The 11,957-nt window shown below is 45.5% G+C and carries 11 protein-coding genes; 5 read left to right on the top strand and 6 right to left on the bottom strand.

From position 1 onward, the window contains the following. The first annotated feature begins 135 nt into the window (after positions 1-135). The 5 genes from tssF to AAC854_RS04860 are packed head-to-tail and all read left to right on the top strand — an operon-like array spanning position 136 to position 5,495. A complete protein-coding gene (gene tssF, locus AAC854_RS04840) occupies positions 136-1,899 on the top strand; it encodes a type VI secretion system baseplate subunit TssF (RefSeq protein WP_340616112.1) in 1,764 nt (587 codons plus the stop codon). Next, positions 1,863-3,056, top strand: coding sequence for a type VI secretion system baseplate subunit TssG (gene tssG, locus AAC854_RS04845; RefSeq protein ID WP_340616113.1), 1,194 nt, complete (start codon positions 1,863-1,865; stop codon positions 3,054-3,056). The genes tssF and tssG overlap by 37 nt, the downstream gene beginning before the upstream one ends. Before the next feature lie 19 nt (positions 3,057-3,075). After that, entirely contained in the window at positions 3,076-3,636 is a 561-nt protein-coding gene (gene tssJ, locus AAC854_RS04850) for a type VI secretion system lipoprotein TssJ (protein ID WP_422824048.1), read from the top strand. A 4-nt stretch (positions 3,637-3,640) separates the two neighbouring features. Continuing rightward, complete coding sequence (tssE, locus tag AAC854_RS04855) at positions 3,641-4,084, top strand: type VI secretion system baseplate subunit TssE (RefSeq protein ID WP_340616114.1); 444 nt, start codon at positions 3,641-3,643, stop codon at positions 4,082-4,084. 28 nt (positions 4,085-4,112) lie between these two features. Further along, positions 4,113-5,495: a VasL domain-containing protein gene (locus tag AAC854_RS04860; RefSeq protein ID WP_340616115.1), complete on the top strand. Its 1,383-nt coding sequence runs from the start codon at positions 4,113-4,115 to the stop codon at positions 5,493-5,495. 122 nt (positions 5,496-5,617) lie between these two features. Here the strand turns inward: AAC854_RS04860 and fabI are convergent, their stop codons facing one another. The 6 genes from fabI to sapA all read right to left on the bottom strand — a co-directional run bounded on the left by fabI (position 5,618) and on the right by sapA (position 11,861). Further along, positions 5,618-6,406, bottom strand: coding sequence for an enoyl-ACP reductase FabI (fabI, locus tag AAC854_RS04865; RefSeq protein WP_340616116.1), 789 nt, complete (start codon positions 6,404-6,406; stop codon positions 5,618-5,620). A gap of 200 nt (positions 6,407-6,606) precedes the next feature. Beyond that, a complete protein-coding gene (sapF, locus tag AAC854_RS04870; RefSeq protein ID WP_340616117.1) occupies positions 6,607-7,416 on the bottom strand; it encodes a putrescine export ABC transporter ATP-binding protein SapF in 810 nt (269 codons plus the stop codon). A 3-nt stretch (positions 7,417-7,419) separates the two neighbouring features. Then, positions 7,420-8,409: a putrescine export ABC transporter ATP-binding protein SapD gene (gene sapD, locus AAC854_RS04875; protein ID WP_273547968.1), complete on the bottom strand. Its 990-nt coding sequence runs from the start codon at positions 8,407-8,409 to the stop codon at positions 7,420-7,422. Beyond that, positions 8,409-9,296 carry a putrescine export ABC transporter permease SapC gene (gene sapC / locus AAC854_RS04880; RefSeq protein WP_340616118.1) on the bottom strand — a complete coding sequence of 296 codons (888 nt, stop codon included), beginning with the start codon at positions 9,294-9,296 and terminating at the stop codon, positions 8,409-8,411. Before sapC ends, sapD begins: the two co-directional genes overlap by 1 nt. Further along, the gene (gene sapB, locus AAC854_RS04885; protein WP_340616119.1) at positions 9,283-10,248 is read right to left on the bottom strand and encodes a putrescine export ABC transporter permease SapB; all 966 of its coding nucleotides are present in this window, start codon (positions 10,246-10,248) and stop codon (positions 9,283-9,285) included. The genes sapC and sapB overlap by 14 nt, the downstream gene beginning before the upstream one ends. Beyond that, on the bottom strand, positions 10,245-11,861 hold the full coding sequence (gene sapA, locus AAC854_RS04890; protein ID WP_340616159.1) for an ABC transporter substrate-binding protein SapA: 1,617 nt from the start codon (positions 11,859-11,861) through the stop codon (positions 10,245-10,247). The genes sapB and sapA overlap by 4 nt, the downstream gene beginning before the upstream one ends. Between the last annotated feature and the right edge of the window lie 96 nt (positions 11,862-11,957).

Below are 11,957 nucleotides of genomic sequence, written 5' to 3' on the forward strand. Positions count from 1 at the left end.
TCTTGCTGTGACATAGCCTTTTGTTCCTTTATTTCTCTATTTTTGACGACTTAAAGTTATAAAGGAGCGGCTATGTCATTTCAACTCATCATAAAAGTCGAGCATCGCGTTTATTTATGGTAAGGATTCCTCCTAATGGATGATTTAACACTCCGTTATTTCGATGCTGAAATGCGCTATTTGCGGGAAGCCGCACGAGAATTTGCTCAGGCTCACCCCGATCGCGCTGCCTTGTTAGATTTGGATAAGGCGGGTACTCCAGACCCTTTTGTAGAACGCCTGTTCGAAGGCTTTGCTTTCTCTATGGGACGGCTGCGTCAGAAAATAGATGATGATTTACCTGAATTGACCGAAGGGTTGGTCAGCTTATTGTGGCCGCATTATTTGCGCACGATCCCTTCTCTGGCGATCGCCGAGATTTCTCCAGATATCAGCCAGATGAAAATGGAAGAAATTGTACCTGAAGGGTTCGAAGTCCTGTCCCAACCCATTGGGCCAAAACAAACGGTTTGTCGCTACAGAACGACGCAAGAAGTGCGTTTACACCCTTTTACCATCTCTAAAATGCAAATGGCGACAGAACCGGATGGTCGATCCGTTCTCCGAATCCGCTTTAATTGTGGGGAACAGGCTGAATGGTCACAGGTGGATCTGTCCCGATTGCGTTTTTATCTGAGTGGAGATGCTCAAATCAGTGCAGCTCTGCATTTGGCGCTGACCAAACGTCAATCAGCCATTTATTTACGTTTGCCAGAGGTGATTGATCGGATTCGCTTTGATGGCTACTTTGCCCCCGGTGGTTTTACTGACAATGATCGGTTATGGCCGAAAGGGGATACCGCATTCAGCGGCTATCAGCTCTTACTGGAATATTTCACTTTCCGGGAAAAATTCATGTTTGTCGAACTAAATGGGTTGGAAGGTGTTAGGTTCCCTGACAAAACCCGATGGTTCGAATTGGATATTGTTCTGAATGAACTTTGGGATTCTGACTTATTGGTGAAGACAGAGCATATCCGGTTGCACTGCGTCTCTGTCATCAATTTATTCACTTTGGAGGCAGACCCTCTGACTGTGAATGGCCTGGAAAATGAATATCTACTGCGCCCACGTCGTTTGCAGGACGGCTATACGGAAATTTACTCTGTAGATGGCGTGAATAGTTCCCAAGATACTGAAGAGGGGGCTTATGTGCCATTTACCAGTTTCCGCCATCGGGGAGGAATGTTGCGTCGCACTGCACCAGAACGCTATTACCATACTCGCGTCAGGCGGGGTGTCACTGGCTTGCATGATACGTGGCTGATACTGGGCGGGCAGGTCTGGGAAGATGGCCGGCATATCACACCGGAAACGCTCTCTTTGCAAATTACTGGCACTAACGGCCAGCTACCTCGTAAGGCACTCCAGAGTTCTCTGCTGAATCGCTGTGAGCAAACCTTACAGCTTCCTGTTCAGGTGCAGAACTTATGCAAGCCAACTTTACCCGCTTATCCTCCGGCAGAAGATCGTTTCCACTGGCGGGTACTGAGCCACTTAGGATCGAGTTTTCTCAATATGATGGCAAATGCAGAAGTTTTGCGTGGCACATTGGCGCTATATAACTGGCAAGATAATGAAATGAACAATCGTAAATTGGATGCGATTGTGGCTGTCCGCCACGAACATTTACAACGATTTGAAAAAGGTTTCTTGTTACGCGGTATCGATATTGAAGTCATGCTGGACAGTAATGGCTTTACGGGAGAAGGCGATATTCATCTGTTTGGTGAGATGCTCAATCGATTTTTCTCTTTATATGCCGATATTCATCTTTTTAACCAACTGACTTTGATTGTTCAGCCGAGTGGAAAATGTATCCGATGGACAGAGAATCACAACCAGAGCTTGCCGCGCTGATTACGCAGCTCAAAGATAAGCTGCCATTGATCAACTTTTACCGTTTTTGTCAGTTGATTGAGGGTCTGAAGCCAGAGCAATCGGGCTTAGGTAGTACAACGCATCCTCATGATGATCCCGTGCGTTTTCGTCCTCATCCGGGTATGGGGTTTCCTGTCAGCGAACTGAAAGCGGTAGAAACTGTTCATGGGGACAAACCCAGTATCAGAACCACTTTTTTAGGGTTGTATGGGGTTGAATCGCCGCTGCCATCTGCTTATATCGATGACATTGCCCAGCAGCGGGAGGGAACGGAAGCTGTCACTGATTTTCTCGATTTGTTTAATCATCGCCTGACAACTCAGTTTTATCGCATCTGGCGTAAATATTCCTACCCTGCGACTTTTCAGGCCGGAGGGAATGATGAAACATCGCAATACCTGCTTGGCTTAATTGGATTAGGTATTCCGGGATGTGCGAGTCATATTGGTACGCCTGTCTCTCGTTTTTTGGCCTTGCTGGGGACTATGCGTTTACCTACCCGAACGGCAGAAGGTATCTGTTCTCTGATAAGGCTGTTGGCACCTAATACGGAAGTGACGGTTGTTCGCCATGATCGACGTCGGATACCGCTGGATAATCCGGTCAGGATGAGTTGCCGTTCACCTGTCAGCCTGTCTCATAAACCCGTGTTGGGCCGGAGGGGTATTGATGTAAATAGCCAGATACTACTGGTATTGAAAACTAAGGACCCAGAAGAGATCAGGCAATGGTTACCACCTGACGGACAGTTACATGCAGACTTGATGGCCTTGCTCCATGCGTATCTGGGGTCGAGAGTTCATGCCCGCCTGCAACTGCGTATACCGCGTGAATTGTTGCCTGAAGCCCGCTTGAGTGTCATAACCGGGCAGGGAATGAAACTGGGGCAAACTGCGGTGATGAGGCGGCAGTCACCCGTTGAAGTTAACGATACGATTATTGATAAGACAATAACCAATAGAATAATTGTGGGTAATGTAATAATCGGTAATGCAAGTACAGGCAAAACGGCGAACAATAAAGCAGTTGCTGATAAAAAAATAAATGAGATCACTATTGGATTGGGGCGCTATCAGGCCGCGCCCGAACAGCTTTATCGAAAGGAAACGGATGAATATGGCAACTATCGATTCTAAAAACTATGCCACTGAATGTATGGCTAAAAGCAATGAAGGCAACAAGACAAAAAGAGTTATATCAGGGATCACTCCGGCAGTAATGTTGTTTGCGGCGATGTGCATGACTGGATGTGGATTAACCCAGACCATCAGCGATGGCACAGTCGAAATGACGAAGTCAATTTTTTATAAGAAAGTCAAAAATGTTCATCTGGATCTTCAGGTTCGTGATGGCACTAACCTCAATGATAATGGTATCGCGTTGTCTACGATGGTTCGCATCTATCAATTAAAAGATCGCAAGGCTTTTGATGTTATTGAATATCAGAACATATTCACCGATGACATTAACGCTATTCAACCGGATGTATTGAGTGAAAAAGACTTGCAGCTTCGCCCGGGAGAAAGTTATTCCCTTGATATGCCTTTGGAAACCGAAGCCCAATACGTAGCGGTTGTTGCGATGTTCCATTCTCCTGATCTGACAAAAAATAACTGGCAGATTGTCATCCCTAAAACGGAACTCGAGCCGGATAAAGCCCGCCAAATTGAGTTGAAAGATCAAGCAATCCGTCTGTTGCCACTGAAAAAGGATTGAGGTGATGTCACAACCTTCACTTTATGAAATGTTGACAGGCAATTTTTCAGGGGGATTGGATATACATCAAGTCTCTGAAGAAAATCAGGTTATCCTTTCCGTACTGGACAATATCCAGCGGATTATCAATACCCGTGCCGGAACGCTGGCTCATTTGCCGGATTATGGCTTGCCGGATATGAGCCGGATCATGCAAGGCTTGCCGGGAACAGCCCATAGTCTGATGAATGTGCTTTCCTCGACACTATTGAAATATGAACCGCGTATTAAACGCATCTCGTTGACTTTGCTGCCGGAACATGAATTTGGAACACTTCGTTACGCATTGGAGGCGGAAGTGTATGAAATCGGCTTGGTTCGCTATGGTACTGAATTCATACCCGGAGGAAGGGTGCTGATTAGGCACTTGAAGAAACAAAATTTCCTCGAACAAAAATATCAATCGTAACCGCTTTAAGGAATGATAAAGGAATACCATGAATACAGGATCGGAAAAATATCTGAAGACAGGGGGGGACCCTCGTACCTTGCCAGATTTCGTTGCCTTGCGGGATGAATTGAATAAATTGCACCATCCAGCCCGCCCTGATGTGAATTGGGAACAGGCCGAACGTCTCTGTTTGTCACTGTTCAGCCAGAACGGTGTCGAACTACAGACTGCTGCATGGTATACGCTGATACGTACAACTCGAGCAGGATTGGCGGGATTGAATGAAGGGCTGGCGATTATTCATGGTTTAGTAACACATCAATGGCAATCTATTTGGCCTCAGCAGGTTCATGCCCGGGTAGAAATTCTGGCAGGGTTGAGCCAGCGTTTGATTAATGCCTTGCGTATCCAGACCTTCGTATATGCTGATCTATCCCAGCTTTACCAAACGGAACAATATCTCTCTCAGCTTTGCCAGACATTGCAACAGCTGGAGTTAAAACATGTCAGCCAGTTGGAAAGACTCGGGACATTTATTCACAATGCGGCGATCCGTCTGGAAAGTCTGGAAGGGGCAAATATGGATGTTTCCCTGAAACCGCATCCGCAAGCAACGATGGAATTTGAACAGCAACCGCTACCATCACCTAATACTCCTCAGCAAACATGGGTATATGTCGTAAAACCGGAAGGAGATCCTAAACCTAATATTGTGGTGATGCCGCCGGAAAAACCGGGCTTTCAATGGAAGGCGTTCATGATAGGTATGTTGGCAGCTTTGGTGCTCAGTGGTGGTGGATTTGGGGCATGGCAGTACGCAGCGCAGGATAAAATTGCTCCTCGCTTACAAGCAACAGTGACCCCGTTACCGAAAGTATTACCGGATGATGTGCTGTACTCTTTGGCTGCCCTGTCGGATAAAGAGCGTGAAGAAAATAGCGTGATACTGGATAAGGCCAAATTACAGTTAAAAATGTTGGGGACTTTATCACCTGTTTGGCAGCAGGACTATGGTTTTGCTTTAATTCATCAGGCGAAGACATTGTGGCCACAGGCTCCATTGACTGCGGCGTTGTCAGAGCAATGGCAGAAACAGATAACAATGAATGCGGCTCCGATTGATAGCTTAGGTCATTGGAATTCTGGTATGGATCAATTGGCGGATCTGACCCGCAGATTGAATTGGTTGGATGAAAAACGCGGGCGTTATATGACAGGATCTGAATTAAAATCCGCTGTATTTACTTTGACTCAGACTTTCAATAAGAATCCACCATTGGAAGAAAAGCTAAGACAACTTGAGGAAGCGACTGCAAAAGGTGAGTTACCGCCAGCACTGCTTCAGCAGACGGATACGCATTTTATCCAGTTACTTAATCGGTATGTATTGATTAAGCAGAGTGGGGATTATTCAGGGGCTGCTAAATAATAATGTCCCCCATTTCTGTGAATGGGGGGACACTTATTTAATATCCTTTTTATCTTTCAGGTTGCTGTTTTGTTGATGACAACTTGAAATCTATTGAGGATACGAACAATCAGTTATTGAGCTTATTTCAATTCCAATTCGTTCATAGCAGCGATGCTGAAACCACCGTCAACGTGCAGAATTTCACCTGTCACACCACCAGCCAGATCAGAACACAGGAATGCAGCAGCATTACCAACATCTTCTGTTGTTACAGTACGGCGAATCGGTGTAACTGCTTCACAATGAGCCAGCATTTTACGGAAATCTTTGATACCGGAAGCTGCCAGTGTACGGATTGGGCCAGCAGAGATGCCGTTAACACGAATGCCTTCAACACCCATTGCATTTGCCATATAACGTACGTTGGCTTCCAGAGAGGCTTTCGCCAGACCCATTACGTTATAGTTAGGAATTGCACGTTCTGCACCCAGATAGCTCAGGGTAAGCAGGGCTGAGTTAGGATTCAGCATTTCACGACATGCTTTCGCCATTGCAACGAAGCTGTATGCACTGATGTCATGTGCAATTTTGAAACCTTCACGGCTGACGGCATTAACATAGTCGCCATCAAGCTGGTCAGCCGGAGCATAACCGATAGAGTGAACGAATCCGTCGAATTTAGGCCATACTTTGCCTAATTCGGCGAACAATGTATCGATACTTTCGTCTTCAGCCACGTCACACGGCAGAACGATATTAGAATTCAGTGATGCAGCGAATTCTTCGACACGAGGTTTCAACTTGTCATTTTGGTAGGTAAAAGCCAGCTCTGCACCTTGTTCGTGCATTGCTTTAGCAATCCCATAAGCGATAGACAGTTTGCTGGCGACGCCAGTAATGAGAATGCGCTTGCCGGTCATGAAACCCATAGCAGTATCCTTATTGTTCTTTGTGATCAAAATAGTTCTTTGTGATCAAACACTAATAGTCATTAGTAACAAAATGATATACCAACATGACCATAGTGTTTATTGTTAATAAACGGGGACAATTCTATCACGCCGGAGAAAAATGTGGTGAGTTTCCCACGCTGTTCCGATCAGTGAATAAAATGCACCCAATTAAAATATTAGGTGAGATCCTGACGCCATGCTTCAGCAGACAAAGCTTCACCAAAATGACTGGCTATCAATTTGCGTGTAATATCATGCAATGGAGAAGCCAGTACCTCCGCTGTATTGCCACGCTCTACAACTTCACCTTGATGCATTACCAGTACTTGATCACTGATATGTTTCATCATACCGAGATGTTGAGTGACATAGATATAAGAAATACCGTGTTTCTCTTGTAATTCCAGCATCAGGTTGATGATTTGAGAACGCATCGACATATCAAGAGAAGCCAATGCTTCGTCTGCGACAATAATTTGTGGCTGCAATATCAAAGCCCGGGCCAGAGCCACACGCTGTTTCTGCCCTGATGCCAGCATATGTGGATAATAATTAGCGTGGTCTGGTAATAAACCCACTTGGCGCAATGTCTGATTGATTCGTTTCTCCCGTTCGGAAGGGGATAGCTCTGTATTCAGGATTAATGGCATATCCAGAATCTGGCCGATGCGCTGGCGGGGATTCAATGAAGTGCTGGGGTCCTGAAAAATCATGCGGATGCGCTGGCTACGGTAACTGTAATCACCATAAGCCAGCTTATGGTTGTTAATCAGAATTTCGCCTGAAGTCGGTTCAATAACCCCTGATAGCATTCTCGCTAAAGTGGATTTGCCAGAGCCATTTGCACCAATAATGGCCAGTGTTTTTTTAGACTGCAAAGTAAAGCTCACGGGTTTTACCGCATCAAGATGATGACGGCGAAATAGCCCGGTGCGATAACGGAATGTTTTAGCCAGGTTTTTGACTTCCAATAATGTGTCAACCACTTACTATTCTTCCATATTCAAAGGGAAATGGCAGGCGAACGCATGATTCTTAATTACCCGTAACCGAGGGGTTGCTATGCAGGTTTTCTGTGCATAGGGACAACGTGGCCCCAAACGGCATCCTATCGGCAGGTGTTCCAGTGACGGGATAGCTCCGGGTAATGTATTCAAGCGGCTCTTATGCGGTAGTGGGCTGCCAAAATCAGGAATTGAACGGATCAGCGCTTGTGTATAGGGATGATAAGGTCTTATCAGCAACTCATCCGGCGTGGCACTTTCTACTGTTTGACCGCAATAAAGTACATTGATGCGTTTCACCAGTTTGCTCATCATTTGCAGATCATGGCTGATTAACAGAATTGTCATGTTGTTATTCTGGTTTAAGCTCGATAGCAAACGGAATATCTGAGCCTGTGTGGTTGGTTCCATTGCATTGGTTGGCTCATCTGCAATCAGCAAGCGTGGTTGATTGGCAAGGGCAATGGCAATCATCACTTTTTGGCATTCACCTTCCGTTAATTCATAAGGATAACTGTGCATGATGTCATAGTGGTCTTTGATGCCAACGCGATGCAGCAGTTCAATTGCACGGCGTTTTCTCCAGTTAAATCTCTGCCACCAACGGCCCTTAAACGTCCATCCGGGAATAGCTTGAATAAGCTGCTTACCCACATTTTCTGATGGATCGAGACATGATTGCGGTTCTTGAAAAATCATTGAGATATTGTGACCAATCACTTTACGGCGCTGCCGTGGTGTCAGGCGTAACAAGTCAATATCATTGAAACGAAAGCGATCAGCGGTAACTTTAAGATTGTCTTTTGTAACGCCACATATCGCTTTGGCAATCAAACTCTTACCTGATCCTGATTCGCCAGCCAAACCGAGAATTTCACCTTCTGTCAGTGAAATACTCATGCGCTCAACCGCTTTGACGGGGCCTTCTGCCGTCATAAACTCGATGGTGAGGTTTCGAATATCAAGCAATGGCATTATTCGGCTCCTGCGTTAATGGCCCGGTGGAGTCCGTCACCCAGTAAGTTAACCAATAGAACGCTGAGCATAATTGCGCCTCCCGGCAACATCACAGTCCATGGCGCAGCATAGATCAACTCCAATGAATCTCCCAGCATCGCACCCCATTCAGGTGATGGCAGCTGTGCACCAAGATCGAGGAATCCCAAGGCTGCAATATCAAGGATAGCGATGGAAAGTGTACGCGTTAGCTCAGTGACTATTACCGCAGTGATATTAGGAAAAACGGCATAGCGTAAAATATGGTAGTTTGATGCGCCATCCAAACGTGCTGCAATAATATATTCCTTATCCAATTCGTCATGTACAGCCGTATAAATAGTGCGCACTATTCTTGGCAGTAACGCCAGCCAGACAGCTATCATGGCATGATGCAGACTGGCTCCAACGAAAGCAACAACAATAATTGCCAGCAATAAAGAAGGAATAGAAAGTAAGGTATCAAGGATATGGTTCAGGACCGCAGACTTAAATCCGTGGGTCATTCCTGCGAGGCTGCCGATGATTAGTCCCACAATGGCTGCCGCTGCGGTTACAACCAGTGCAGATCCGAATGTGGAAGATGTACCAATCAGCAGGCGGCTGAAAATATCACGACCGAGATCATCGGTTCCGAGAAAGAAGGCGACATTACCGTGATGCGACCATGAAGGCGGCATCAGTTGATCCAGAAATTGCTGATCAAGCCGATAAGGGGCGAGATGGTTTCCCAACAGGCTCAATACAATTAAAACCAGTACCCCATAGAAACCCGCCATCGCTAATATGTCAGCATAGAAAAACCGCCAAATAACTTTCAACGGCGACGGCATTTTCTTTTCTTGGTAAAAGTTATCTAAGGGCATACCATTCCTTATTCTTCAGAGGATTAGCCATCGCTCCGATGATATCTGTCAACACATTAACTGAAATAACCAACGTGCCTATCACCATAACTCCTGCTGAAATGACGGAATAATCCTGTTGGCGAATAGCACTGATAAGCCAGCGCCCTAAACCAGGCCAGTTAAATACCTGTTCTGTCACCATCGCCAATGTGAGCATGGTTGAAAATTGCAATCCCAGTTTGGGAATAATGGGTGGTAAAGCGTTATGCAGCAGATGGCGGCGAATAATGGTCAACCGTGATAAGCCACGTGTTGCTGCTGATTTAATATAGTTTGCGGTTGATACTTCCTCAGTGCTATTACGCATCAAACGAATGACTTCCGTTGTGGGGGCAACTGCCAGTGTGATAACGGGCAGAATCATGTGAAGGATAACACTCATGATCATCTCATTACGATGAGGTGATTCCGACAACCAGGCATCAATCAATGCAGAACCAGTCACGGGTTCCATCCGATAGAGCAAATCAAACCGCCCTGAAACGGGTAGCCATCCTAGGTAAAGTGAAAAGAGCAGAGTCAGCAAAAGCGCTAACCAGAAAACCGGGATGGAAAAACCACAGAGGGCAAATGTGCTGATAATGACATCGATTTTTTTATTGCGCCAGACACCCGCGATAATTCCCAGAGGAATACCGACTAACAACGCCATGGAAAAAGCAAGAATACACAGTTCCATTGTTGCGGGGAGAACATCATACAGTTGTTCAATAATTCGCTCCCCATTAATGCTGGAAATGCCAAAATTCCATTGGAACAATCCACTGAAATAGTGAATGAAAGCATCTGTCAGTGATGCACCGCTCAAGGGGCCATGCGGTGTGAAATACACCAGACTGAAACTGATTAATGAAAGAAAAAACAACGTCACAACCAGAAGCAGCAAACGACGTAAGATATAAATAATCATTTGCTTTCCTCTTTATTTTCATTAGTTGTGGTGGTTATTTGTTCGCGGTACACACTGCCAAAGGGGCTATTGCCGAACGGGCTTAGCACCAGCCCTTTGATGTTATGACGAAATATTTGCAGACGCATCGCATAAGCCAGTGGCAGTACAGGTAATTGCTGTGCCAGAATTTCTTGCGCCACATGATAATTTTTGATGCGTGAAGCAAGTTGTTGATTTAATAAGGCCTGATGAAGTGCATTATCGAAATCAGCATTACACCAACGGCTTAGGTTAGTCTGGGAGGCAATAGCCGCACAACTCAGTAAAGGACGGAAAAAACTATCGGGATCGTTGCTGTCCGTAGACCATCCAGCCAATGTCATATCATGGGTTTTGTCCATCAGTTGATTTTCTTGGTAACGTCCTTCGACGGGGCGGATGGACATTTTAATCCCGACCTGAGCTAAATCCGCCTGAATAAGCTCCGCCATTTTCAGGGGGCTTGGATTATAGGATTGTGACGCAGTTGGCACCCATAATGTTAACTCCAAGCCATGTAATCCCAATTCATCTAACATTTTGCGGGATTTTTCAGGATCGTATTCGGTAATCTCGGCACGATTATCATACGCCCAAGATGCACGTGGCAAGATCGACGCCGCTGTTTCAGCAGTACCGTAATAGATGGATTTCATCAGGCGTTGATTATTAATGGCATAAGCAATAGCTTGACGAACTTCTAATTTATCCAACGGGGGTTTGCTGGTATTAAATGCAAGATAGGCGATGTTCATGCCTGAACGTAATGTCTGGCGCAGGTTTGGGTCATCATGCAGAATATTCCACTGGTTGGCATCGGGATAGGCCAGTACATCGCATTCACCCGTGAGCAGTTTTGATATTCTGCCTGTACCACCGGCTCCGGTATCTATAACAACCTGTTCCATGTGTGGCTTACCTCTCCAATACTTATCATGACGAACAAGGCGGATAAATTGTTCCATCTGATAATCCTCCAGCATGAATGGCCCCGTTCCTACAGGTTTCCAGTCAATCTCTCCCTGTTGGTTTATGTGCTGCAATTTTTGAGCATATTCCTGAGACAGGATAGGAGCATAGTATGTTGCCAGATGCCAAATGAAGGAAGCATCGGGCGCTTTAAGGCGAAATTCGACGGTATACTTATCGATTTTCCGAATATCCTGTATTGAATCACCAAATTTCAGGCTGTCAAAATAGGGATAATGACCACCATTAACATTATGATAATAATGTGTTTTATCGAAGACGCGGCGAAAGCTGAATACCACATCATCAGCGTTCATTGTGCGGGTTGGTGTAAACCAATCCGTTGTTTGGAAAGCAACATTATGGCGCAGGTGAAAGCGATAAGTTGCTCCATTGTCGCTTACTTCCCAGTCAGAAGCCAGCTCAGGAATTAAACGATAGGTAAGGGGATCAACGCCCAGCAGGCGATTGTAGATTTGTGCTGCAAGAGTATCCACAGTCAAGCCACTGATGCTCAACTGTGGATTAAATGTATTCAGGTTGCCGTTAACACAATAGATAAAACCATTCTGTCTTAATCTGCCTGAAATGTAAGACAAATTTTCTGAGGTGTTGCTGGGCATGGAGACAGGGAATGATTTAATCGATTCTGAAATGGCTTGCACTGGTGTAGTTTGTACAGATATAGTTTTCACGGATTCTGGAATAGCGTTCTCGGC

Source organism: Xenorhabdus entomophaga (assembly GCF_037996725.1).
In the GTDB taxonomy this organism is placed as follows: domain Bacteria; phylum Pseudomonadota; class Gammaproteobacteria; order Enterobacterales; family Enterobacteriaceae; genus Xenorhabdus; species Xenorhabdus khoisanae.

What these genes read in the sequence shown, in the direction of transcription:
- tssG (WP_340616113.1), top strand. Translation starts at nt 1,863, where the DNA reads ATGGACAGAGAATCACAACCAGAGCTTGCCGCGCTGATTACGCAGCTC.
- fabI (WP_340616116.1), bottom strand. Translation starts at nt 6,406, where the DNA reads ATGGGTTTCATGACCGGCAAGCGCATTCTCATTACTGGCGTCGCCAGC.
- AAC854_RS04860 (WP_340616115.1), top strand. Translation starts at nt 4,113, where the DNA reads ATGAATACAGGATCGGAAAAATATCTGAAGACAGGGGGGGACCCTCGT.
- sapA (WP_340616159.1), bottom strand. Translation starts at nt 11,861, where the DNA reads ATGCCCAGCAACACCTCAGAAAATTTGTCTTACATTTCAGGCAGATTA.
- sapB (WP_340616119.1), bottom strand. Translation starts at nt 10,248, where the DNA reads ATGATTATTTATATCTTACGTCGTTTGCTGCTTCTGGTTGTGACGTTG.
- tssJ (WP_422824048.1), top strand. Translation starts at nt 3,076, where the DNA reads ATGGCTAAAAGCAATGAAGGCAACAAGACAAAAAGAGTTATATCAGGG.
- tssF (WP_340616112.1), top strand. Translation starts at nt 136, where the DNA reads ATGGATGATTTAACACTCCGTTATTTCGATGCTGAAATGCGCTATTTG.
- sapD (WP_273547968.1), bottom strand. Translation starts at nt 8,409, where the DNA reads ATGCCATTGCTTGATATTCGAAACCTCACCATCGAGTTTATGACGGCA.
- tssE (WP_340616114.1), top strand. Translation starts at nt 3,641, where the DNA reads ATGTCACAACCTTCACTTTATGAAATGTTGACAGGCAATTTTTCAGGG.
- sapC (WP_340616118.1), bottom strand. Translation starts at nt 9,296, where the DNA reads ATGCCCTTAGATAACTTTTACCAAGAAAAGAAAATGCCGTCGCCGTTG.